The organism is Hartmannibacter diazotrophicus (assembly GCF_900231165.1).
In the GTDB taxonomy this organism is placed as follows: domain Bacteria; phylum Pseudomonadota; class Alphaproteobacteria; order Rhizobiales; family Pleomorphomonadaceae; genus Hartmannibacter; species Hartmannibacter diazotrophicus.
In genome coordinates this window covers 3,056,771-3,078,746 of the sequence record NZ_LT960614.1, presented here as the reverse complement: position 1 = coordinate 3,078,746, position 21,976 = coordinate 3,056,771, and the positions used below count along the sequence as shown (strand labels likewise).

20 protein-coding genes, 1 tRNA gene and 1 pseudogene are annotated in these 21,976 nt (G+C 63.0%); 14 read left to right on the top strand and 8 right to left on the bottom strand.

Annotation, left to right across the window (positions count from 1 at the left end; all coding sequences use genetic code 11):
• Positions 1 to 54: 54 nt before the first annotated feature.
• Positions 55 to 1,536 (top strand): DegQ family serine endoprotease, encoded by a 1,482-nt coding sequence (locus HDIA_RS14410; protein WP_099556798.1) that lies wholly within the window; start codon positions 55 to 57, stop codon positions 1,534 to 1,536.
• An 80-nt stretch (positions 1,537 to 1,616) separates the two neighbouring features.
• Here HDIA_RS14410 and HDIA_RS14405 read toward each other — a convergent pair whose 3' ends face one another.
• Together HDIA_RS14405 and serB are read right to left on the bottom strand one after the other, a co-directional pair.
• Positions 1,617 to 2,171 carry a GNAT family N-acetyltransferase gene (locus HDIA_RS14405; protein WP_099556797.1) on the bottom strand — a complete coding sequence of 185 codons (555 nt, stop codon included), beginning with the start codon at positions 2,169 to 2,171 and terminating at the stop codon, positions 1,617 to 1,619.
• Positions 2,172 to 2,174: 3 nt separating this feature from the next.
• Positions 2,175 to 3,071: a phosphoserine phosphatase SerB gene (gene serB, locus HDIA_RS14400; protein WP_099556796.1), complete on the bottom strand. Its 897-nt coding sequence runs from the start codon at positions 3,069 to 3,071 to the stop codon at positions 2,175 to 2,177.
• Positions 3,072 to 3,165: 94 nt separating this feature from the next.
• Here serB and miaA point away from each other — a divergent pair, with 94 nt between their 5' ends.
• On the top strand, positions 3,166 to 4,101 hold the full coding sequence (gene miaA / locus HDIA_RS14395; protein WP_099556795.1) for a tRNA (adenosine(37)-N6)-dimethylallyltransferase MiaA: 936 nt from the start codon (positions 3,166 to 3,168) through the stop codon (positions 4,099 to 4,101).
• On the opposite strand, the gene HDIA_RS14390 is transcribed toward miaA, so the two are convergent.
• From HDIA_RS14390 to HDIA_RS14380, 3 genes are read right to left on the bottom strand one after another with little or no spacing between them, the layout of a single operon-like run.
• Positions 4,056 to 4,952, bottom strand: coding sequence for a metal ABC transporter substrate-binding protein (locus HDIA_RS14390; RefSeq protein WP_099556794.1), 897 nt, complete (start codon positions 4,950 to 4,952; stop codon positions 4,056 to 4,058). The genes miaA and HDIA_RS14390 overlap by 46 nt on opposite strands.
• A 26-nt stretch (positions 4,953 to 4,978) precedes the next feature.
• On the bottom strand, positions 4,979 to 5,854 hold the full coding sequence (locus tag HDIA_RS14385; RefSeq protein WP_099556793.1) for a metal ABC transporter permease: 876 nt from the start codon (positions 5,852 to 5,854) through the stop codon (positions 4,979 to 4,981).
• A 15-nt stretch (positions 5,855 to 5,869) separates the two neighbouring features.
• A complete protein-coding gene (locus HDIA_RS14380; RefSeq protein ID WP_099556792.1) occupies positions 5,870 to 6,691 on the bottom strand; it encodes a metal ABC transporter ATP-binding protein in 822 nt (273 codons plus the stop codon).
• Positions 6,692 to 7,044: 353 nt separating this feature from the next.
• On the opposite strand from HDIA_RS14380, the gene HDIA_RS14370 reads away from it, so the two are divergent.
• On the top strand, positions 7,045 to 7,692 hold the full coding sequence (locus tag HDIA_RS14370) for a hypothetical protein (RefSeq protein WP_099556790.1): 648 nt from the start codon (positions 7,045 to 7,047) through the stop codon (positions 7,690 to 7,692).
• Between the two features lie 146 nt (positions 7,693 to 7,838).
• Positions 7,839 to 8,615, top strand: a complete 777-nt coding sequence (locus HDIA_RS14365; RefSeq protein ID WP_099556789.1) for a L,D-transpeptidase — start codon at positions 7,839 to 7,841, stop codon at positions 8,613 to 8,615.
• 286 nt (positions 8,616 to 8,901) lie between these two features.
• Here the strand turns inward: HDIA_RS14365 and HDIA_RS14360 are convergent, their stop codons facing one another.
• Positions 8,902 to 9,348 carry a VOC family protein gene (locus HDIA_RS14360; protein WP_099556788.1) on the bottom strand — a complete coding sequence of 149 codons (447 nt, stop codon included), beginning with the start codon at positions 9,346 to 9,348 and terminating at the stop codon, positions 8,902 to 8,904.
• A 122-nt stretch (positions 9,349 to 9,470) separates the two neighbouring features.
• On the opposite strand from HDIA_RS14360, the gene HDIA_RS14355 reads away from it, so the two are divergent.
• The 6 genes and pseudogenes from HDIA_RS14355 to HDIA_RS14330 all read left to right on the top strand — a co-directional run bounded on the left by HDIA_RS14355 (position 9,471) and on the right by HDIA_RS14330 (position 15,220).
• Positions 9,471 to 10,004 (top strand): TetR-like C-terminal domain-containing protein, encoded by a 534-nt coding sequence (locus HDIA_RS14355; RefSeq protein ID WP_245883875.1) that lies wholly within the window; start codon positions 9,471 to 9,473, stop codon positions 10,002 to 10,004.
• Positions 10,005 to 10,258: 254 nt separating this feature from the next.
• Positions 10,259 to 10,903 (top strand): LysE family translocator, encoded by a 645-nt coding sequence (locus HDIA_RS14350; RefSeq protein WP_099556786.1) that lies wholly within the window; start codon positions 10,259 to 10,261, stop codon positions 10,901 to 10,903.
• A 129-nt stretch (positions 10,904 to 11,032) separates the two neighbouring features.
• Positions 11,033 to 11,850, top strand: a pseudogene (locus HDIA_RS14345) (DUF2189 domain-containing protein).
• A gap of 537 nt (positions 11,851 to 12,387) precedes the next feature.
• On the top strand, positions 12,388 to 13,023 hold the full coding sequence (locus tag HDIA_RS14340; RefSeq protein ID WP_099556785.1) for a TetR/AcrR family transcriptional regulator: 636 nt from the start codon (positions 12,388 to 12,390) through the stop codon (positions 13,021 to 13,023).
• 91 nt (positions 13,024 to 13,114) lie between these two features.
• A complete protein-coding gene (gene ilvC, locus HDIA_RS14335; RefSeq protein WP_099556784.1) occupies positions 13,115 to 14,134 on the top strand; it encodes a ketol-acid reductoisomerase in 1,020 nt (339 codons plus the stop codon).
• A 519-nt stretch (positions 14,135 to 14,653) separates the two neighbouring features.
• Positions 14,654 to 15,220 carry an NUDIX hydrolase gene (locus tag HDIA_RS14330; protein WP_099556783.1) on the top strand — a complete coding sequence of 189 codons (567 nt, stop codon included), beginning with the start codon at positions 14,654 to 14,656 and terminating at the stop codon, positions 15,218 to 15,220.
• Positions 15,221 to 15,444: 224 nt separating this feature from the next.
• On the opposite strand, the gene bluB is transcribed toward HDIA_RS14330, so the two are convergent.
• A complete protein-coding gene (gene bluB, locus HDIA_RS14325; protein WP_099556782.1) occupies positions 15,445 to 16,128 on the bottom strand; it encodes a 5,6-dimethylbenzimidazole synthase in 684 nt (227 codons plus the stop codon).
• 249 nt (positions 16,129 to 16,377) lie between these two features.
• Between bluB and HDIA_RS14320 the strand changes: the two genes are divergently transcribed.
• The 4 genes from HDIA_RS14320 to HDIA_RS14305 all read left to right on the top strand — a co-directional run bounded on the left by HDIA_RS14320 (position 16,378) and on the right by HDIA_RS14305 (position 20,706).
• The gene (locus HDIA_RS14320) at positions 16,378 to 17,289 is read left to right on the top strand and encodes a PhzF family phenazine biosynthesis protein (protein WP_099556781.1); all 912 of its coding nucleotides are present in this window, start codon (positions 16,378 to 16,380) and stop codon (positions 17,287 to 17,289) included.
• Positions 17,290 to 17,646: 357 nt separating this feature from the next.
• Entirely contained in the window at positions 17,647 to 18,402 is a 756-nt protein-coding gene (locus HDIA_RS14315) for a tetratricopeptide repeat protein (RefSeq protein WP_099556780.1), read from the top strand.
• A gap of 383 nt (positions 18,403 to 18,785) precedes the next feature.
• Entirely contained in the window at positions 18,786 to 20,354 is a 1,569-nt protein-coding gene (locus HDIA_RS14310) for a 2-isopropylmalate synthase (RefSeq protein ID WP_099556779.1), read from the top strand.
• A gap of 276 nt (positions 20,355 to 20,630) precedes the next feature.
• Positions 20,631 to 20,706 (top strand) — tRNA-Lys (locus HDIA_RS14305).
• 355 nt (positions 20,707 to 21,061) lie between these two features.
• On the opposite strand, the gene HDIA_RS14300 is transcribed toward HDIA_RS14305, so the two are convergent.
• Positions 21,062 to 21,904 carry an FkbM family methyltransferase gene (locus HDIA_RS14300; protein ID WP_157775657.1) on the bottom strand — a complete coding sequence of 281 codons (843 nt, stop codon included), beginning with the start codon at positions 21,902 to 21,904 and terminating at the stop codon, positions 21,062 to 21,064.
• Between the last annotated feature and the right edge of the window lie 72 nt (positions 21,905 to 21,976).

Here is a 21,976-nt window from a genome sequence, read left to right as displayed (position 1 = left end):
CCGCGCGCGAGAACGCTGAGGGCGCCGGCTGACGTTTTTTGGGAGACTTGGCACATGGCCAGACAATCGAATGGGCTCACCATCCTGGTGCGAGGGGTCTTTGGTGGCCTGGTTGCCGCCTCCGTCCTTGCCGGTGGGCTGCTGGTTCCCGTTCGGGCTGCCTATGCGCAGGGACCCGACTCGGTGGCCGATCTCGCCGAGGGGCTTCTCGACGCGGTGGTGAACATCTCCACGTCCCAGAAGGTTGCGACCAACCGTTCGGTGCCGATGCCGAAGGTGCCCGAGGGATCGCCCTTCCAGGAATTCTTCGACGAGTTCTTCGACCAGCAGAACAAGGACAACTCACCGCAGCGGGTGCAGTCGCTCGGGTCCGGCTTCGTGATCGATTCGGCCGGCATCATCGTGACCAACAATCACGTCATCGAGGACGCGGACGAAATCGTCGCCAACTTCAATGACGGAACGAAGCTCACCGCCGAACTGATCGGAACCGACGAGAAGACCGACCTTGCGGTTCTTCGGGTCAAGCCGACGAAGCCGCTGACGGCGGTGAAATTCGGCGATTCCGACAGGATCCGTGTCGGCGACTGGGTGATGGCGATCGGCAATCCGTTCGGCCTCGGCGGAACGGTGACGGTGGGTATCGTCTCGGCCCGCAACCGCGACATCAACTCCGGTCCCTATGACAACTTCATCCAGACGGACGCGGCCATCAACCGGGGCAACTCGGGCGGTCCGCTGTTCGACATGTTCGGCAACGTGATCGGCATCAACACGGCGATCATCTCGCCGTCGGGCGGATCGATCGGCATCGGCTTTTCGATCCCGTCGTCGTCGGCCAAGCGTGTCGTCGACCAGCTCATCCAGTATGGCGAGACACGCCGTGGCTGGCTGGGCGTCAGCATCCAGCAGGTGACCGACGAACTGGCCGAAAGCCTCGGCATCGGCACGGCGCGCGGCGCGCTGGTTGCAGGCATCTCCGACGACGGCCCGGCCAAGACCGCCGGCATCAAGCCCGGCGACGTCATCGTGTCCTTCGACGGGAGAGAGATCAGCCAGATGCGCGAGTTGCCGCGCATCGTGGCGGACACGCCCGTTGGCGAGGAGGTCGATGTCGTCATCCTCCGCCAGGGCAAGGAGGAGCACGTCAAGGTGACGCTCGGCCTTCTCGACGAGACCGAGATGGCGCAGGCGGACACGACCGTCGACGAGCCTCAGGCGGATGCGCCCAAGCCGATGGACAAGGTGCTCGGCCTCGCACTCTCGACCCTCGACGATGCGGCGCGCCAGCAGTTCAGCATCGGGCCTGACGTCAAGGGCGTCGTCATCACGGCCGTCGATCCGAACTCGGAAGCCGCCGAAAAGCGGCTGATGCCCGGCGACACCATCGTCGAAGTCGCGCAGGAGTCGGTGTCGACGCCGGAGGATGTCTCCAAGGCGGTCGAAAAGCTCAAGTCGATGGATCGACGCTCGGCCCTGTTGCTGGTGACCAATCCTGACGGCCAGGTGCGCTTCGTCGCCGTCAAGATCGACTAGGCCGAGACTGCCATCCTTTGCGATGAACAATCAGAACGCCATCTCCGACCGGGGATGGCGTTTTGCATTCAGGGCGGTTTTCAGGATCTGGCCGCGAGCCAATCGGCCTTGGCAATCCGCCAGAGACCATGCCGCGCGAGCGGGCTTTCCGGCGAGACGCTGGGATGATCGAAGTCGGCGCCCTCGTCGCGCCGCATGCCGAGCCGCTCCATGACGCGATGGGAGTTGACGTTGCCGACATGGGCGATGGCGACGACCTCGCTCATGCTGTGCTGCTCAAACGCGTGGGCAAGGCAGGCCCGAGCGCCCTCCGTTGCATAGCCCTGACCCCAGAAGGGATGGGCGAGGCGCCAGCCGACCTCGACGGCGGGTGTGAAGCGTTCCTCATAGGGAACATGCTGGAGGCCGATGATCCCGACGAAAGCGCCATCGGACTTGCGTTCGGCGGCGACCATGCCGATCCCCTCGCGCTGCTGCCGGCCGACGAGACGCTGCATCAGCTCTTTCGTGCCGTGGAGGTCGAGCGGGTCGGAAAAGAACTCCATGACACGCGGATCGGCGCTCATTTCGCCAAGCGGGAGAAGATCGCGCTCCTCGAAAGGGCGCAGGCGCAGGCGTTCGGTCTCGATACGCATAGGTTAGCCCGACACGAAATCATTTGCCGCATAGCCCTGGATGAAGAGCAGGGCGGTGAGGTCGGCGTGGTCGATCCGGGCGGCGGCGCTGGCGGCGACCTTCGGCTTGGCATGATAGGCAACGCCGAGGCCGGCCTCGCCGATCATGGCGAGATCGTTGGCGCCATCCCCGACGGCCATCGTTTCAAGAGCGTGCAGGCCCAGCGAGCTGCGCAATTCGACGAGGGAATCGAGCTTGGCCTGCTGGCCGAGGATCGGTTCGTCGACGTCGCCGGTCAGCTTGCCGCCTTCGGCGATCAGAAGGTTGGCGCGGTTCTCGTTGAAGCCGATGCGGGCGGCCAAAGGGCCGGTGAAGACCGTGAAGCCGCCGGAGACGAGGGCCGCGTAGCCGCCGTTGGCGCGCATGGTGCGCACCAGATCCGGCCCTCCGGGGGTGAGCGTGATCCGGTCCGCGATCACCCGGTCGACGACGGAAAGATCGAGGCCCCTGAGCAGGCCGACGCGCTCGCGCAGGGCCGGTTCGAAGTCGATCTCGCCGCGCATGGCGCGTTCGGTGATTGCGGCAATATGGTCCTTGAGGCCGACCTCGGCGGCAAGTTCGTCGATGCACTCCTGGCCGATCATGGTCGAATCCATGTCGGCGAGCAGCAGCCGCTTGCGGCGGCTGGCGGCGGGCTGAACGACGACATCGATCGGCGCCGTATCGATCAGGCCGCGCAGGCGCGCCTCGGCGGTCGCGGCATCGCCCTCGAAGAAGAGATCGGCCGCGACGTCTTCCTGGAGGATGACGGCTGCCTCGGCCGCGATGGTCCCGGCGGCTTCGGCGACGAGCGCGGGCATGAGGCAGGCGGCCTCCTGCGAGGAAACGAGCGTTGCAACGAGGAGCGATCCGGCGGGCATTTTTGCGAGGTCCCTTGCGAAGTAAGCCTGGGTCGGCGAAAGACAGTCAGGCTGTGGCGGATGGTCCACGGATGCGGGCTGAAAGGAGCCAGAGATGACCGGGAACGCGCCGCGCGCGATCCTGATAGCCGGACCGACGGCCAGCGGCAAGACGGCGCTTGCGATCGATCTGGCGCGCGCTCTCGGCGGGGAGGTGATCGACGCCGACGCTATGCAGGTCTATGACCGGCTTGCGATCCTGACGGCGCGCCCGACGGAGGACGAGATGGGCGACATTCCGCACCATCTCTTCGGGCATGTTCCGCCGTCGGAGAGCTATACCGTCGCGCGCTATCTCAATGATGCGGCGAGGGTCATTGGCGATGTCATGGCGCGGGGCAGGCTGCCTGTCCTCGTCGGCGGAACGGGGCTTTATTTCTCGGCGCTGACGAAAGGCCTGTCGCCGGTGCCGCCGGTCGACGACGCGGTGCGGGCACACTGGCGGGCGAGGGCGGAGGCGATTGCGGCGCCCGAGCTTCATGCGGAGCTTGGCGCGCGCGATCCGGCGATGGCAGAGAGGCTGCGTCCAAGCGACCGGCAACGGGTGACGCGGGCGCTGGAGGTGATCGAGAGCACGGGGCGCTCCCTGCTCGACTGGCAGGCCATTCCCGGCGATCCGCTGCTTCCAGCCGGTGCTTTCGAAGGGATCGTGCTCGCGCCCGATCGCGCCTGGCTGCACGGCCGGATCGAGGCTCGCTTCGGCAAGATGGTCGCCGAGGGCGGACTGGAGGAGGCACGGCGTTTTGCGGCACTCGGCCTTGATCCGGCGCTTCCCGCCATGAAGGCAATCGGCGTTCCTGAGATGATGGCGGCGGCCTCGGGCGCCATGACGCTGGACGAGGCCATCGCGGCAGCCGTGACTGCCACCCGCCGCTATGCCAAGCGGCAGGAGACCTGGTTCCGCAACCAGTTCACCGACTGGTCGCGGATCGATCCGTCATCCGGTCAGACGGATTTGTTCATGGCGTCGAGGACCGTGTTGATGTTGTAGCGGATCATGTCGAGATAGGTCGACGCAGGGCCGTCCTTGCCGGAGAGGGCCTCGACATAGAGTTCGCCACCCGGCTCGGCGCCCGTCGCTTCGGCGATCTGATTGACAAGACGCGGATCGTTGGAGTTTTCGAAGAAGTAGACTTTCACGCCCTCCTTCTTGATCTGGTCGATCAGCTTCGCGACGCCGGCGGCGGATGCCTCGCTTTCGGTCGAAAGGCCGACGGGCGAGAGGAACTCGATCCCGTATTCCTTGCCGAAGTAGCCGAAGGCGTCGTGGCTCGTCAGCAGCTTGCGCTTGTCGGCCGGAATGGCGGCAAAGCGCTTCTTGGCGTCCGCGTCGATCGTCTCGAGCTTGGCCTTGTAGGCGGAGGCGTTGGACTCATAGGCCGCCTTGTCCTCCGGGTCCGCTGCCACAAGGGCGGCTTCGATATTGTCGACCCAGACCTCGACGTTGCGCGGGCTGTTCCAGACATGCGGATCGATGACCATATGGCCGTCTTCGTCCATCTCGCGCGTCTCGATGCCTTTCGATGCGACCACGGGGCTGACCTGGCCGGCGGCGCCGACCATGCGATCCATCCATCCCTCGAGGCCGAGGCCGGAGACGAGGACCACGTCCGCGTCCGCCAGCAGCTTGGCGTCCTTGGGCGAGGGCGAGAATTCATGGGGGTCGCCATTGGGCCCGATCAGGCTGGTGACGGTCACCTTGTCGCCGCCGATCTCGCGAGCCACGTCGGCCAGCACGGTGAAGCTTGCGACGACTTTGAGCTCTTTCGCCGAGGCCGGGGACGCTGTGAGCGCAAGAAGGGCGAGTGCCGCGGCAAGGCCTGACTTGAAGTTTTGATTCATGTTTAGAATCCTTCTGTAAAGCGTTGTCATCCTTGAAGATGTGCCTTCTTCGGTATGAGGCGGTGCAGCAGCCCCGCAGGCCCGAGCAGCAGCGACAGCAGGTAGAGGCTGCTCGCCACGAGAATGATCGTCGGGCCGGAGGCCGTTTCGAGGTGGAAGGAGATGACGAGACCGGCGAAGCCGGAGACCATTGCCGTGCCGGAAGCGATGGCCATCATCACGCCGAGGCGGTTGGTCCAGAGATGCGCGACCGTGGCCGGCAGCATCATCAGGCCGACGGCCATCAAGGTGCCGAGGGCCTCGAAGCCGGCGACGAGGTTCAGGACCACCAGAGCCAGGAAGGCGACGTGGAAGACAGGTCCGCCGCCGCCAACCGCGCGCAGGAAGCCGGGGTCGAAACACTCGATGACCAATGGCCGGTAGATCAGCGCCAGCACGACGAGCGTGACGGACGCAATGCCTGCGACCAGCAGCAGGGCGGGTGTATCGATCGCGAGGATCGAACCGAAAAGGACGTGCAGAAGGTCGACGTTGGAGCCGCGCGCGGAGACGATCAGGACGCCGGCGGCCAGAGACGTCAGGTAGAAGGTCGCGAAACTCGCATCCTCCTTGACCTTCGTCATGCGGCTGACGAAGCCGGCGCCGAGCGCCACGGCAAGGCCGGCGACGAGGCCGCCAAGGCCCATGATCGGCAGGGAAAAACCGCCGGCGATGAGAAAGCCGATGGCGGCGCCGGGCAGGATCGCATGGCTGAGCGCATCGCCCATGAGGCTCATGCGCCGCAGCATCAGGAGGACGCCGACCGGGCCGGCACCGAGGCCGAGCGCGACACAGGCGACGAGCGCCCGGCGCATGAAGCCGTAATCGGCGAAGGGGGCAAGAACGATGTCGTAGAGGGTCATGACTCTGAGACCGGCTCAATGGGCATGATGGTGGTGGTGATGGTCATGACCATTGGCCGATGCCAACTCGCTGTCCCGGCTTTCGCCCAGAGCGTCGAGATGGACATGACAAGCGTCGGCCGTCTCGTCCCACTTCTCGGCCATGGCGCGCGCCTTGAGCAGGTTTTCCGATGTCATGGTCTCAGCCGTCGGTCCCCAGCCGATCTTGTGGCGGGCAAGCAGCAGGGTCTGAGGGAAGTGGGTGCGGACCTGTTCGAAGTCGTGCAGGACGGCGATCACCGTGCGTCCGTCGGCGTGCCAGCGGCGCACGATCAGCATAAGGTCGCGCGTGGTGCGCTCATCGATTGCGGTGAAGGGTTCGTCGAGGAGGATGACCCTGGCGTCCTGAAGCAGAAGACGGGCGAAGAGCACGCGCTGGAACTGGCCGGCCGACAGGGTGCCGACCGGACGGCGCTCGAAGCCCTCCAGGCCGACGGCGGCAAGCGCGCGCCGGGCCTGCTGCAATGAAGGGCCGCGGATGGCTGCGAATGCGCCGAAGCGACACCAGGCGCCGAGCATGACGGTTTCGGCGACGCTGATGGGGAAGGTGCGGTCGATCTCGGCGGCCTGCGGCAGGTAGCCGAAATCACGCCGCTTCAGTCCGCCAAGGTCGATGCTGCCTTCGGAGACGGGCAATTCGCCCATGATCGCCTTCAGCATGGTCGACTTGCCCGCACCGTTGGGGCCGGCGACGGCCGTCAGGCTGCCCGGCGCAAAGCTGCCCGAGACATGATGCACGGCCGGATGGCGATCGTAGGTGACGGTCACGTCCTGCAGTTGGATCGCGGCGTTGCTCATGGCAGCGAGACCGCCCAGAGAACCGCCAGCCACAGGAGGGCGAGGAGGGCGGCCGCCCCCAGGAAACGCTGGAACGCGGAGTGACTGAGGAGGGAGGACTGAAACGGGTCGCGTGGGCGCAGCATGAAGGCTATCCGTTGGAGCATCGTGATTTCACGGATGGGTATAAGTGTAATGTTATAACATTTCAATAGGAATTTGGCGCGCAGGATTGCCTTTGGCCGCGGCGGGATTGAAATGCGGCGCCAATGCTGGGCGAAATGCCGCAACACACTGGAGTTTCTGGTCTTTTCCACAGACGTTCCGGCGGGCAGGCGCAGCGGTCTGCGAGGTTTTTCGGAGGAAAGAGGCGAATGCGAAGACCCCAATCAATGTGGTCGCTGGAGACGCTGGGCCGGGTCAGGCTGTCGGAAAGCTTCTTCATGCGCGATTTCCTTTATTCGGAGATCGCCGCGACCTATGGCCTCAACAACAGCCCCACCGATCCGGATCTGGCCATCGAGGCGGGCCGGCGGCTGTGCGAAGACCTTCTGGAGCCGCTTCAGGCGACCTTCGGGCGCATCGCGATCCGGTCGGCCTATCGCTCCGTCGAGGTGAACGGTTTCGGCGCTGCCAACAAGCTCAATTGCAGCCGCAACGAGGCGAGCTTTGCCGGACACATCTGGGACCGGCGGGACGGGAATGGCTGCATGGGTGCGACCGCCTCGATCGTCATTCCCTGGTTTGCCGACCGCTATGCCCGGGGTGCCGACTGGCAGGCCATGGCCTGGTGGGTGCACGACCATCTGCCCTATTCGGACATGTGTTTCTTTCCCAAGCTTGCCGCCTTCAATCTGTCCTGGCACGAACGCCCGAAGCGCCGGATCGACAGCTACATCGCGCCGAAGGGCTGCCTCACCAAGCCGGGCATGGCGAACCATGCGGGCTCGCACGCCGAATTCTATCCGGAATTCCCAAACCTGCGGGCGCATCGCGACAATATCGGTCTTGACCGCCGTTGAATTGCCGTTGCGCAAAGAACACATGGGAAGAAAGCGTTTGCCTTGACGCGCGTTCTTCGCCTCTGGGGGCTTTTCAAATCACCGCGGTTCAGTGCTTGTGGAGTGAACACAATCATTTTCACGCACCGGTTTCAGAGTGGATTGCCATGTCCCTGATGTCCCGCCGCCGTTTCGTCGCAACGCTTGGGCAGGGAGCAGCCCTTGCCGCTCTCGGCGCCTGCAGCACCACCACGTCGGTCCAACCGACGGCGTGGGCGCCGAGCGACAACGCTTTGCCGTCTCCTCTCGCCATCAACGCCGTGCTTGACCAGGCGCTCGTGGGAACGCCGGACTATGCGGCGATCTATGCCCCTGTCTTTACCGAGCCCTATCCGATCCCCGCAATCGACTATACGCGCTTCGATCCGAAGTTCCTGCGCCAGCGGGTGCGCTATTACACCGACATGCCGCCGGGCTCGATCGTGGTCGATCCGTCCGCGCATCTTCTCTACTTCATCGAGCCGGACGGATGGGCGGTGCGCTATGGCGTCGGCACCGGCAAGGCGGGCTTCACCTGGAGCGGCGACGCCTACATCAAGTTCAAGCGCGAGTGGCCGGACTGGTATCCCGCGCCCGAATATATCGCGCGCCATCCCGAGTTGCCGGCGAAACTGCAGGAACTTCAGAGCGGGCGGGGCATTGCCGGCGGACCGCGCAATCCCATCGGTTCGCGCGGGCTCTATCTCTGGCAGGACAATGTGGACACGCTTTACCGCATCCACGGCACCGTCGAGCCCTATGTGATCGGGACCAGCGTTTCTTCCGGCTGCATCCGCATGATGAACCAGGACGCGATGGATCTCTTCAAGCGCGTCGAGGTGGACGCCAAGGTGCGGGTACTCGGCCCCGGCGACGGCGAGCAGGCGGTCGCGACAGCGCTGTAGTCAGCCTCGATAGGGCCAGCATTGCCGCTCGGCTTTTCTGGCCCCGCCCGGTTGCATGACCAAAGTCGCCCGCACTGCGGGCGACTGTTTCTTCCTCGTCATCGAGTGCCGGCCCGGAACGCCAATGGCGTCGCTCAAAGGACGTCTTCGAGCCGAACGGGCCTGCATTCCTCCGTCGCCAGCACGCAATTCGCGGTGAGGCGAGCGCGCATCCTGTCGGCATCATTGCTGATCACGGCGGGATTGGAAGCGTCCTCCGCAACCCGCAACGCGGTCTTTTCGTCGGTCAGGCGCGGGTTTCCTCTTCCCACCGCCGCTGCATTTCCGCCGGGCTGACCTGCTCTATGGTTTGCGACAACATCCAGCGGTGACCGAATGGATCGACAATCAGGGCCACGCGTTCTCCAAAACTCTGGTCGGCCGGTTCGCGCAGCACAGTCGCGCCTGCCTGCCTTGCCCGCTCCAGATCCGCATCAACGCTTTGCGTGGCAAGGTGCAATGTCACCGCGGTTCCGCCGATCGTGTCCGGACTGACCGCACCAAAGTCAGGATATTCGTCGGCCAGCATCAGGATGCTCGATCCGACGCGCAGTTCGGCATGGCCAATGCGCCCGTCGGTAGGGTCCGTCATCCTGAAGATCTCCTCCGCATCAAATGCCTTGCGGTAAAATCCGATGGCGGCTTCAGCACCCCGGACGACGATATAGGGAACAACGGTCTTGATTCCTGACATGGCGAAACCTCTTGCCGCTCGTTTATAATTACGTTACGATACGTAATATAAATAGTCAACCTGGAGATTGACGGTTGAAAGCAAGGGGTCGCCCGCCAAGCCGGGAAGCGCGGCAAAAAGCATTGCTGGCCGCCCATGATATTCTCATCGAGGAAGGGTTCGGTCGATTGACCGTCGAAGCGGTGTCACTTCGTTCGGGTGTCGGGAAGCCGACGATCTATCGCAACTGGGCCAACGCCAGCGAATTGGCGATGGCCGCCTTGATGGTCGACGCGGACAGTGAAATTCTCAGCGATAACCGGCCATTGTCCGAGGCTCTGCAAGCCCAGATGCGGACGATCGTCACCGCCTTCGCCACGACCAGGGGACGTCAGATCGCCTTGACGCTGGCTGCATCCGATCCGGAAAGCGAGATGACGAAGGCGTTCCGGAACAGGGTCATCCTGTCCAGCAGGGAGAACGGGCGGCGTCTCATGATCGCTGCCCATGAGCGATCCGAAATCGAATGGCCTCAGAATATCGAGGTGCTCCTCGATATGATCTACGCGCCGGTGTTTTACAGGCTCCTTGTCGGGCATCTGCCGCTGGATGCCGAATTCGCCAGGCAGGTTGCCGAGGAGTCCATGAAATTATTCCGGGGAGGTTTGGCCGGCTGAAGGGCGGACGTCACGAATTGTCCGGCCGACGCATGCGTCGCATATGAACGCGCCATCGAACTGGAGCTGGACACCTGCGTGCAGGCCTTTTCGACGAAACGCGAGCCTCACACGCGATCCGGGCGCTGCAAATCGGCTGAGGGTGACTGACGTCACTTCGGCCGGACTGATTTCACCCGCCGGGCCGAAACGAAGCTTGTCGTGCGCGCTGGGTTGTGGAAGCCTGGAAGCCCTTGAAATTTGAGAATTTGCCCATGGTCCTCGACGTCGTTGAGATGCATCGCCTGGCCCTTGTCTATGTCGCCTATGTGGTGGCAACGGCCAGTCCCGGGCCGAGCACCATGGCGATCATGGGCGTTGCCATGCGCCATGGCCGGCCGCCAGCGCTGGCGCTCGCCGGCGGTGTCATCACGGGCAGCTATTTCTGGGCCGTCCTCGCCGCCACCGGCATTTCCGCGCTGCTGGCCGCCTTTGCCGAGGTGCTGACGGCGGTCAAGATCGCGGGCGGGATCTATCTCCTGTACCTCGCCTTCAAGTCGGCCCGGTCGGCGCTGCGCAAAGGCGAGGCAGGCCCCGGCGACGCCTCTGCATCCGCCGACGCGCCCCTCGCAACCTATTACCGGCGCGGCCTGCTTCTCCACCTCGGCAATCCCAAGGCCGTTCTCGGCTGGACGGCGATCATGTCGCTCGGCCTTCCACCCGGAGCGCCGGCCTCGACACTTCCCGCCATCCTGGGCGGCTGCGCGTTGCTGGCGGTCACGGTCTTCGGGGGATATGCCCTGCTGTTTTCGACCGCCCGCATGGTCGGGGTCTATCGCCGTGCGCGCCGATGGATCGAAGGCACCCTCGCTCTGGTCTTCGGCTTTGCCGGTCTACGTTTGCTGACGGCACGGATCTGATCGGTCGGCGCCGATCAGGGATCAGGAGTACCGCTTACCGAAGGGCGCAATTGCGCCTGCGGTGTCGACATTTTCCTTCCCTTGGCGGCATGATGAGGCAAGTCCCAAAAGAGGACAGGGAGGATCATCATGCCAGAGAACCCAAGTGCGGCGGGATTGCCGCCGTCCGCAAGCTATCGCCCCATGCCGGTCGTCCGGCCCATCGGCGTCGCCGATATCAAGGCCGCTCTTCAGGCCGGACTGAGGGATTTTCAGCGCGCACCGCTCTACGGCCTCGGCTTCGGTGCCTTCTTCACCCTCGGCGGGCTCTTCGTGGTGCTGAGCGCGGCCCGCTTCGGAATGAGCTACCTCAGCTATCCGCTCGCCGCCGGCTTCGTGCTGATCGGTCGTTCGCCTGCGTCGGCCTCTACGAGGTGAGCCGGCGCCTGGAAGCCGGGGAACCTCTGAGCTGGGGGAGCCTCTTTTCCGCCATGTGGGCGCAGAAGGGGCGGGAGCTCTCCTGGATGGCCTTCGTGGTGCTCTTCGTGATGCTCATGTGGATGTACCAGGTGCGGCTGCTGCTCGCCATCTTCATGGGCTTCCAGTCCTTTGCGAGCTTCGACGTCTTCATCATGAAGGTGCTGACTACCGGCGACGGCCTGATGTTTCTCGCCATCGGGCATCTCGTCGGCGCCGCGCTGTCGCTCATCCTGTTTTCGCTGACGGTGATCTCCTTTCCGCTCCTGGTGGAAGAGGACAGGGATTTCATCACGGCCATGATCACGAGCGTCAAGGCCGTCATCCTGTCGCCCATTCCTATGCTGGGATGGGGGCTCATCGTGACCCTCGTCCTCGTCGTTTCGCTGGTGCCGTTCTTCGCCGGCCTGATCGTGACGCTGCCGATCCTCGGGCACACGACCTGGCATCTTTACCGTGCGGCGGTGGTCAGAGACGTCCGACCTGCGTGAAAGAGGGAATATCCTGGTCTGCATTGTGAAGAAGTCTGAACGACCTCTGAATTCTTAGTCGAGCCTGAAAAAGTCTAGCACCATGGATAACCCTGAGAAAATCCACCACCTTCTGACGGAACGAACTCCTGAACCAATCTGTGATGATTGCATTGCGACTGGCTCTGGAATTTCGCCGCGACAACAGGTCAATGTTATTGCTCGATCACTTGCTCTTACTACGGATTTCGATAGAGCACTCGGCAAATGCTCCGAATGTGGCGAAGCAAAACGTGTCACCAGGTCACTACGCTATGCCGGCCGGACCTAGGGGGCAGAAGCGCCATTGGCGATGGCGGGCGTACGAGTAACGGCATCGCCAACTATAATCGCGGGCGATCCGCTTCAGTGGACCATCCACGGGCGTATTGTGATTGGCAAGGATTGACAGGCTCGAAGCCGGTTCACTATAAGCGCATCCAAGAACCGTACCGTACGGTACTTTGCAGCGCAGCAATGGCCAATTCATCTTTGGCCGGCCCGGACCCGTCGATACCGATGACCTCGCATTCGCCCATCGATGCCAGCGAACTGACGCCGCGCCAGCGCGACGTGCTGTCGGCCGCGCTCGATCTTCTGGTCGAAGGCGGGGAGAAGGGGCTGACGACGGCGGGGCTGGCGCGGGCCGCCGGCTGTTCCAAGGAAAGCCTCTACAAGTGGTTTGGCGACCGGGACGGGTTGCTTGCGGCGATGGTCGCCTATCAGGCGAGCAAGGTGCGCACGCCCGCACCTGCAGAGGCGATGCCGGACGAGGCGTCCTTCCGCCGCGCGCTCGCCGTCTTTGCCGAGGATCTTCTGACCGTTCTCTCCGGCAAGGTGTCGATCGCGCTCAACCGCCTTGCCATCGGGCAGGCGAGCGGTGAGGGTGCGCGCCTCGGCCATATCCTGATGGAGCGCGGCCGGCGCACCATCGAGACGCGCGCCCGGGCGCTGATCGAACTTGGCCGCCGGCTCGGGCATCTGGAATTCGACGATGTCAGCGAAGCCTACGAAGCGCTCTATGGCCTCGTCGTCGGAGACAGCCACGTGCAGCTGCTGCTTGGTGCTCCCGTGGAGGATGCCGCGGCGCTGAAGCGCCGCTCCGAGGCGGCAGTGGACAAGTTCTTTCGGCTCTATGGAGCCGGCAGACCCTAGTCAGTGAGTGAAGAGACACGGACGCCGTGACGGTGAAAAAGACGGCGCCGACAACATCGGCGGCAAGCCGAACAGGAAAGGTGGAGAAGACATGCGCGTTTATTATGACCGCGATGCGGACGTCAACCTGATCAAGACGAAGAAGGTCGCGATCATCGGTTATGGCAGCCAGGGCCGCGCCCATGCGCTGAACCTCAAGGATTCCGGCGCCAAGGACGTTGCCGTTGCGCTGCGTCCGGGCTCGGCGACGGCCGCGAAGGCCGAGGCCGACGGCTTCAAGGTGATGTCGGTGGCCGAGGCTGCCGGCTGGGCCGATCTGATGATGATGGCAACCCCGGACGAACTCCAGGCCGACATCTACAAGGACGAGATCGCCCCGAACATCCGTGACGGCGCCGCGATCGCCTTCGCCCACGGCCTCAACGTCCACTTCGGCCTGATCGAGCCGAAGTCGTCGGTCGACGTGGTCATGATCGCGCCGAAGGGCCCGGGCCACACCGTGCGCGGCGAGTACCAGAAGGGTGGCGGCGTTCCCTGCCTCGTTGCCATCCACCAGGATGCCTCGGGCAACGCGCTCGACCTCGCGCTTTCCTACGCCTCGGGCGTTGGCGGCGGCCGGTCCGGCATCATCGAGACGACCTTCAAGGAAGAGTGCGAAACCGACCTCTTCGGCGAGCAGGTCGTGCTCTGCGGCGGTCTCGTCGAGCTGATCCGCGCCGGTTTCGAGACGCTGGTGGAAGCCGGCTACGCGCCCGAGATGGCCTATTTCGAGTGCCTGCACGAAGTGAAGCTGATCGTCGACCTCATCTATGAGGGCGGCATCGCCAACATGAACTACTCGATCTCGAACACCGCCGAGTGGGGCGAGTATGTCTCCGGCCCGCGCATCATCACCGCCGAGACCAAGGCCGAGATGAAGCGTGTCCTGACCGACATCCAGACCGGCAAGTTCACCTCCGAGTGGATGCAGGAATACAAGGCCGGCGCCGCCCGCTTCAAGGGTATCCGCCGCCTCAACGACGCGCACCAGATCGAGGAAGTCGGCGCCAAGCTGCGCGGCATGATGCCGTGGATCAAGTCGAACGCGCTGGTCGACAAGACCCGCAACTGATCCTGGCCTGACGACGGGTCCGAACAGTCCGGGGAGGGGGCGCCCAAGCGTTCTTTTTCCGGCCGCCGGACCTGGAGCATGGCGTGCTCAAGCGGATGAGCTTGAATGCGCCGGGCACTGGATCGAAATGCGTCGAGCGGTGAAGAAGCGGTCATGTGAAGCCACCTGACCGTATGCCGCTCCAGAATCAGAAGGGCCCCGCTCGCGCGGGGCCCTTTTTTCGTTGTCAATCCATTAACCCTGAGCCGCTAGCGTCTGTCCGGAGGAGGATCCGGTCACGGATCACGTGAGATTCTCCTTTGTTTTTAGCTCTTTCAGCCAATTTTGAGAGGCTCTTCCATGGAGACTGGAAAAGAGTCTCGAAAAGAGGCGGACGTCGTTATTCAGATCATCGAGCAGGTTGATTTGCGACATCAGTCGCATCCGTTCGACCTTGCGGACGACCTGAAAGCGCGTGTTGCCGCACACTGGGCAGAGGCGGCGGCTCGAAACCCGCGGCTCTGGAACGGGCGCGTACTGATGACGCTCGCACCGGGAACGGAGGGCGGCATCGCAGTGGCGAACGGCGTCTTTTCCGCCGAGGCGGTCGATGTCGATTTCTCCACCTTCCTCGCCTGGCGCGACTGGGGCTTTCCCGAAATGGGGTTCCGTAACGTCTTCGGCTCGCCGCTGATCCTCTCGGCGGACGGCTGTCTGCTCTACGGCCTCATGGCGGGGTGGACGGCGAACGCGGGCATGATCTACCCGCCCGGCGGCTCGCTGGAGCCGCGCGACATTCGCTCGGACGGCGTCATTGATGTCCTAGGCTCCATCGAAACGGAGCTTCTGGAGGAGACGGGGCTTGGAGCGAACGATGCCTTGCGGCGGGAGCTTCTTGCGGTCTTCGACGGGCCGCGTGTGTCGCTCGCCGAGGTGCTGCGCTTCGACGTTTCGGCCGAACACCTGCAGGCGCGAGCCCGGGCCCACATCGCGGCCGACACGCACCCCGAGCTTGACGACCTCGTCATCCTGCGCTCGCCAGCCGACCTCGACCAAGACCGGACGCCGGCTTATGCGATGGCTCTCGCCCGACACCTGCTGGACTGACGGCGGCATGCTTATCGTCTTTCAGCCCTTCGCGCCGCTTCGAAGCTGGTTTCGCGCCTGCCTTCCGTCGATGGCCCGCAACACTCTGTGGTGATTTTCTGATCTGGCGCATCAGGGGACCGAAGATCATAGAGGAGGCGCTCAATGTCTGCCTGGCCTTCGGTTCGGGGCCTGTCCGGTATTTCAACGACGGCTCAAGACCCCGGAGGGGTGACTGGCCCTCTTCATCCGCTCTTTTGCCCCCAACCGTCTTGAAAGATCAGGTCGTCCAAGGGGAGGCGCTCGGCCCAGCCGCGCGTCTGCAATTCCGGTTCGCTGCATAATTCGTCCACATGGCCGAGGCAGAGGTAGGCGACCGGGACGATCCGGTCGGGCAGGCCCAGAATATCGCGTAGATCGCCCTCTTCAAAAATGCTGACCCAGCCGACGCCGATCCCTTCCACGCGCGCCGCGAGCCATAGATTTTGCACCGCGCAGACCGTGGAATAAATGTCCGTATCGCGATTGTGCGTGCGCCCCAAAATAACTGGTCCGCCGCGCTCGCGGTCGCATGTAATGCATAAATTGATCGGAGCCTCCGCGATTCCCTGCAATTTCATGGCCGAGTAAAGCGCGCGGCGACTGTCTGGAAACTTATTTGCCTCCGCCTCATTCGCACGGCTGAACGCTTGCCGAATACGGGTTTTGACCGCGGAATCGCGGATCACGATGAAATTCCAAGGCTGCATGAAGCCAACCGAGGGAGCATGATGGGCCGCTTCCAACAGACGGCGCAGAACCGTGTCTGCGATCGGTTTCGGCAAAAACTGACTGCGCACATCGCGTCTTGTCTCGATCGCGCGGTAGACAGCCTCTCGTTCGTCTTCGGAAAACGGCCCTGCAGGTGCGAGACTGGTCGGATTTTGCATTCCAATTTCCCCGTCGGTGCAATCGTCTGTTCGTCTACCGTTCATAGGGGGCGGAATCTATCTTGTAATGTGCCGGCTCTTTTCTTGTAGTGTGCCCACTCTTTTGCTCAGCGGCCGGGCCCTGGAGCGGCGTTCAGTCATATGGTTCATATGAGTGCCTTTCACGCCGCTCTGTGTTTCTAGATCGGGAGCATCATGTTCCCGTTCATGCGTGATCGCTTGAACGCGTTATGCTCAACGGAGGGTGGAATGAAGCGCGACTACATGGTCCTCGATGTCTTCACCGATCGGGCGCTGGCCGGCAACCCGTTGGCGGTCGTCCTTGACGGCAAGGAGCTGTCGACGGCGACGATGCAGGCGATCACCCGCGAGTTCAATCTGTCCGAGACGGTCTTCGTGCTGCCGGCGGAGCATCCCGGCCATTCCGCCAAGATCCGCATCTTCACGCCCGCGCACGAACTGCCCTTCGCCGGACACCCGACCATCGGCACGGCCATCGCGCTGGCCGAACGGCGGTTCGACGGAGTCGCGGAGCGGCAGGACGCCGTGATCGTGCTGGAAGAAAACATCGGGGCCGTGCGCTGCGCGGTGGAACTGATGCCGGGCAAGGCGAGCCGCGCCCTGTTCGACCTGCCGAAGCTGCCGGAAGCGATCCCGGTCGAGGTGCCGAAGGACGTCGTCGCCGATGCGGTCGGGCTGGAGCCGAACGAAATCGGATTCGAGAACCACTGCGTTTCGGCCTATTCGGCGGGCGTGCCCTATGTCTTCATCCCGGTCACCGACCTGGAGGTGATCCGCCGGGTGAAGGTCAACGCGGACAAGGTGCTCAGGGCCCTCACCTCGACAGGAACCAGTTCGCTCTATTTCTACACGCGCGACACGCAGCATGTGGCCAATGATTTCCACGCCCGGATGATGTCGGCCAGCATGGGCGTTGGCGAGGATCCGGCCACGGGATCGGCGGTCGCCGCCTTTGCCGGTGCCATCATGCGCTTTGACGGGGCGACGGACGGCGAGCATCCGATGGTGATCGAGCAGGGCTACGAGATGGGCCGGCCGAGCCATATCGAGCTGGAACTTCTGGTGGCCGGCGGCAAGCTCTCCGGCGCCCGGATTGCCGGCAGCGCGGTCGTGGTCGCCGAAGGCAGCCTTCGCATCTGATTTCCTTGCCTGCAGGTCGACGCGGCGCGCAACGGTGGCCGCAATGAATCCGGCACCCGGCGCGTGAACATTGGCGCGGGCGCGCGAGTGGGCGTGACTGTGTCATGCATCGGCCTCTGCAACACGAGATCGCCAAGTCATGGGCGAGGCGCGATAAACGGTCGACCTTCGGGTTTGGTTCGCGACCGGGCGTGACTCCACCGTGTCCGGACCGGCCGGCTCGATATGCATGCGGCATGCGGATCGCCATGGTCGCCAGCCGGACACGTTTGCATCGGACCACGCACATTCCTATCTACTCCTCAGAAACGGTCATCATCCTGAGGCCATGGGCGCTGTTTTCCATGGAGCCGGCTTATGTTTCCTGCCTATTCCAGCATCGGTCTTTCGCTCATCATTTCGATTGTTGCCTGCGTCCATGTCGTGCGAACGGGCCGCGAGTATTACTGGTTGCTGCTGATCCTCATCTTCCAGCCGCTGGGCGCGATCATCTACAGCGTTGCGATCGTGCTGCCGGAGCTTTTCGGTGGCGGGCGGGCGCAGCGGGCAGGGCGGGCGCTTAGCGCGCAGCTCGATCCGGCCGGCGCTTACCGTCAGGCGGCGCGGGCTGTCGACGACAATCCCAGCGTCTACAACCGCATCCAGCTCGCCACTGCCGCGTTCGATCTCGGCCGCTACGAGGAGGCGGAGCGGCTCTATCGCGAGTCCGCCGAAGGCATCTATGCCGACGATCCCGCCCTGTTGCTCGGAAGAGCCAGGGCCCTCATTGAACTGAAGCGGCCGCAGGAGGCGCTGGAGCTTCTGCAACGGCTGCACGACCTTGGCGAGGAAGGCCGCACGCCGCAGGCGGCGCTGGCGCTTGGCCGTGCGCAGGAAGCGCTCAGCAACCTCGACGAAGCGGAGCTTGCCTATGAGCAGGCGGCGCTGCACCTGCCGGGGCTGGAGGGCATGGCGCGCTATGCGGCGCTGCTCTCCGCGCGCGGACGGGAGAAGGACGCCGAGGCGGTGCTCGCCGACATGAACCGCCGGGTGAAGGGCACGCCGTCGCGCTTTCGCCGCGAGGCGCGGGCCTGGCGGGATTTTGCCGCAAGCCGCGTGCGCGAGCCCGCCTGAGGGCCTCTCTTCATGCCCGCAAGCGGCCAAACTGGCGGCCGGACCGCAATTTTCTCTTGCCAGACCTTGGCGCCAGAGAGTATCCACTTGCTCCATCAAAGGTCTTTAAGGACGGGATCCCTCCGTTGACGCACACGTGCCGCACGACATGGCCGACCGCGTTGACCGCGCAGCACAGCTCCGCGCGGACCCTTTGCCTTGCCCTCAGCCTCCTCCTTACCGGCCCCTGAGCGCCGGCTGGCCCACGCATGGGCAGGCACTCAGGGGAGAAGACCATCGGCAGAACCGCTCACGATTCAATGAATAGCGGTGCCCTTGGCTGCGATCGATGACACCTTGAGGCCGCGATCGCCCGGCACCGGCAAGATGCAAGAGGACAGTCCATGACCACGACCCACCAGCCCAGCGACAAGGACCGCGTCGTCATTTTCGATACGACGCTGCGCGACGGCGAACAGTCTCCCGGCGCGTCGATGACGCTGGACGAGAAGCTGCAGGTCGCCGAAATCCTCGACGCCATGGGCGTCGACATCATTGAGGCCGGCTTCCCGATCGCCTCGAACGGCGACTTTGAGGCCGTCTGCGAGATTGCCAAGGTCACCGAAAATTCGGTGATTGCCGGTCTCGCCCGCGCCATCCCGGCCGACATCGACCGGGCGGGCGAGGCAGTACGTCATGCCAAACGCGGCCGCATTCACACCTTCGTCTCCACCTCGCCGATCCACCTGCAGTTCCAGATGAACAAGACGCAGGAGGAGGTGCTGGAGATCATCAACGCCACCGTCACCCGCGCGCGCAACCTGATCGACGATGTGGAATGGTCGGCGATGGACGCCACGCGCACGCCGATCGACTATCTCTGCCGCTGCGTGGAGGCCGCGATCTCCTGCGGCGCGACGACGATCAACCTGCCGGACACCGTCGGCTATTCGGTGCCGGAGGAATACCGCAAGATGTTCGAGGAAATCCGCGCCCGCGTGCCGAACGCGGACAAGGCGGTCTTCTCCGTCCACTGTCATGACGACCTGGGGCTGGCGGTCGCCAACTCGCTGGCGGGCGTTGCCGGCGGCGCGCGGCAGATCGAGTGCACGATCAACGGCTTGGGTGAGCGCGCGGGCAATGCGGCGCTGGAAGAGGTCGTTATGGCGCTCCGGACCCGCCACGACGTGCTGCCCTACACCTGCGGCGTCGATCCGGTGTATCTCACCCGCGCGTCCAAGCTGGTCGCGGCGGTCTCGTCCTTCGATGTCCAGTACAACAAGGCCATCGTCGGCAAGAACGCCTTCGCGCATGAGAGCGGCATCCACCAGGACGGCATGCTGAAGAACTCCGAGACCTACGAGATCATGCGTCCCGAGGATGTCGGCGTGAAGGCAACCTCGCTGGTCATGGGCAAGCATTCCGGCCGCCACGCCTTCAAGGAGAAGCTGGCGGACCTCGGCTACGAGTTGGGCGACAACGCCTTCCAGGAGGCCTTCCGCCGCTTCAAGGATCTGGCCGACCGCAAGAAGCACGTCTACGACGAGGATATCGAGGCACTCGTCTCCGACGAGATGGCAACCGGCAGCGAGGCCATCAAGATGCTGTCGCTGACCGTCATCGCCGGCACCGGCGGGCCGCAGAAGGCCATCGTGACGCTCGACGTCAACGGCCAGCACATCACCCGCGAGGAGACCGGCGACGGCCCGGTGGACGCCACCTTCAAGGCTATCCGCGCGATCGTGCCCCACGACGCCGTGCTGAGGCTCTATCAGGTGAGCGCGGTCACGGAAGGGACCGACGCGCAGGCGGAGGTTTCCGTGCGGCTTGAGGACAACGGCCGCATGGTGACGGCCAAGGCCGCCGACACGGACACGATGGCCGCCTCGGCGCGCGCCTATGTCTCGGCGATCAACAAGCTGCTGAACCGCCAGGCGCTCGGCCGCCAGAAGACGATGGCGACGGTCGGCTGAAGCCGGCGGAGCCAGGGGACGAGAGTGAAAGGCGCCCGCGTGGCGCCTTTTGCATGTGTGGGGCAGGGGAGGCACAGGCAACGCGGATGGTCCGCGGCCGCGGACCGCGACAGCAGGCCAGATCCTTCAGGAAAACCGCAGTCTTCCGCCAGTCCGCCAACAGCCTGCTGCAAAAGTCGAAAAAACGTCATGAAAGGGGTTGCGGAGGGGAAAGCCGCCGACTATAAGCCCCCCATCGCACGAGGGAACGCGCTTCAAACGCTTCTCCCTGCGGGCGGGCACTTAGCTCAGTTGGTAGAGCAGCTGACTCTTAATCAGCGGGTCGTAGGTTCGATCCCTACAGTGCCCACCATTCACAAAGCCTCGGGAAACCGGGGCTTTTTGTTTTTGCGAGCAAGATTTCGGGAGCTTATCGGCAGGCTTCTGCGTTTGGGTCACTCTCGGGGTAACACGCAGGCCACTGCATCAGCGACTGGAGGTCGAACGGTCGCCTCGGTCATGCGATTGAACGCGCATTGCATCAGGACGTGCGGTGTCGGGACTGGTGCCCGATGCCGTCAAAAGTTTGATGGGCAGGGCAGAACGATGGGCAATGTTTTACTGAAGCACTATACGTCGCTTCAGGTTTGATTTTGACAATGCAGCATTGATCGTCTGAACTGGATGTCAATTGGCGAAGTCGGCATTATGAAAATCATTCTTGCGACTTACACTTTGACATAAACAATGTTTTCACCGACCAAGAATAGTTCAAAGTCATGGGCTGCGATTGCTTTTTGAAGGGTGCTGGAGCTCAATTGTCCCGGGAGCATCCAATCATGCGGCTCCACAATCAGTATATAAATTGAATTGAGCCAATCCAGGTTGGATTGAAACAGATCTTTCTCAAATCCTTCGATGTCGATCTTGACCATGAAGGGCGTATCCGCCCCAGATGCTTCAAACGCATCGTTCATGGTCACGATTTTTATCCCAGTCTCTGAGCGCTCCGTCTGTACGGCCCACCCGAGTTTGTTTTCTATCAGGGATACAAAGCCAGATTCTGCGCCGATCGCGGCTTCCAATACTTTGCAGTTTGGGAAACGTTCAGTATTGATTCTAAGCAGTTTTGCGTTTTCCGGATCAGGTTCAATTGCAACAATCACTGCTTCGGGATAGGTTTTTGCAAACCAGACACTTGAAGCTCCGATATTGGCGCCGGCATCAACAATAATTGGAGTCCCGCCAGAATCTACTATGGACTTGTATTTTTCTTCAATTCTTCTGCGAAGAAATTGCGGTCGTTTGATATCGTATTCGCGATACCTGAAAACTTGACGAATGACATCTATGTCGCTGTTGTCATGGCGGATATACATATCACCGAAATTTTTGATCGAGACTTTATAGACCCCGTTTCTCGAAAATGCGGATAAATAATATTTCAGAAATGACGGACCGAGACTAAAAACATCTTTTATGTTTTGGCCGATTTTTCGAATACACTTATTCATTATGTCTTGGATTCCCAGTTCGCGCATCTGGCACATGGCATCATTGCGCAGGCTCACGTCGAGAGCCTTAATTTGAATATGCACTTTTATGCGATGCTTGGGATGTGGAGAGTCTGAATCCAGGGACGA

Bases quoted from the DNA above. Each gene is read 5' to 3' on its own strand.
- HDIA_RS14410 (WP_099556798.1), top strand. From the start codon at position 55: ATGGCCAGACAATCGAATGGGCTCACCATCCTGGTGCGAGGGGTCTTT.
- HDIA_RS14405 (WP_099556797.1), bottom strand. From the start codon at position 2,171: ATGCGTATCGAGACCGAACGCCTGCGCCTGCGCCCTTTCGAGGAGCGC.
- serB (WP_099556796.1), bottom strand. From the start codon at position 3,071: ATGCCCGCCGGATCGCTCCTCGTTGCAACGCTCGTTTCCTCGCAGGAG.
- miaA (WP_099556795.1), top strand. From the start codon at position 3,166: ATGACCGGGAACGCGCCGCGCGCGATCCTGATAGCCGGACCGACGGCC.
- HDIA_RS14390 (WP_099556794.1), bottom strand. From the start codon at position 4,952: ATGAATCAAAACTTCAAGTCAGGCCTTGCCGCGGCACTCGCCCTTCTT.
- HDIA_RS14385 (WP_099556793.1), bottom strand. From the start codon at position 5,854: ATGACCCTCTACGACATCGTTCTTGCCCCCTTCGCCGATTACGGCTTC.
- HDIA_RS14380 (WP_099556792.1), bottom strand. From the start codon at position 6,691: ATGAGCAACGCCGCGATCCAACTGCAGGACGTGACCGTCACCTACGAT.
- HDIA_RS14370 (WP_099556790.1), top strand. From the start codon at position 7,045: ATGCGAAGACCCCAATCAATGTGGTCGCTGGAGACGCTGGGCCGGGTC.
- HDIA_RS14365 (WP_099556789.1), top strand. From the start codon at position 7,839: ATGTCCCTGATGTCCCGCCGCCGTTTCGTCGCAACGCTTGGGCAGGGA.
- HDIA_RS14360 (WP_099556788.1), bottom strand. From the start codon at position 9,348: ATGTCAGGAATCAAGACCGTTGTTCCCTATATCGTCGTCCGGGGTGCT.
- HDIA_RS14350 (WP_099556786.1), top strand. From the start codon at position 10,259: ATGGTCCTCGACGTCGTTGAGATGCATCGCCTGGCCCTTGTCTATGTC.
- HDIA_RS14340 (WP_099556785.1), top strand. From the start codon at position 12,388: ATGACCTCGCATTCGCCCATCGATGCCAGCGAACTGACGCCGCGCCAG.
- ilvC (WP_099556784.1), top strand. From the start codon at position 13,115: ATGCGCGTTTATTATGACCGCGATGCGGACGTCAACCTGATCAAGACG.
- HDIA_RS14330 (WP_099556783.1), top strand. From the start codon at position 14,654: ATGACGCTCGCACCGGGAACGGAGGGCGGCATCGCAGTGGCGAACGGC.
- bluB (WP_099556782.1), bottom strand. From the start codon at position 16,128: ATGCAAAATCCGACCAGTCTCGCACCTGCAGGGCCGTTTTCCGAAGAC.
- HDIA_RS14320 (WP_099556781.1), top strand. From the start codon at position 16,378: ATGAAGCGCGACTACATGGTCCTCGATGTCTTCACCGATCGGGCGCTG.
- HDIA_RS14315 (WP_099556780.1), top strand. From the start codon at position 17,647: ATGTTTCCTGCCTATTCCAGCATCGGTCTTTCGCTCATCATTTCGATT.
- HDIA_RS14310 (WP_099556779.1), top strand. From the start codon at position 18,786: ATGACCACGACCCACCAGCCCAGCGACAAGGACCGCGTCGTCATTTTC.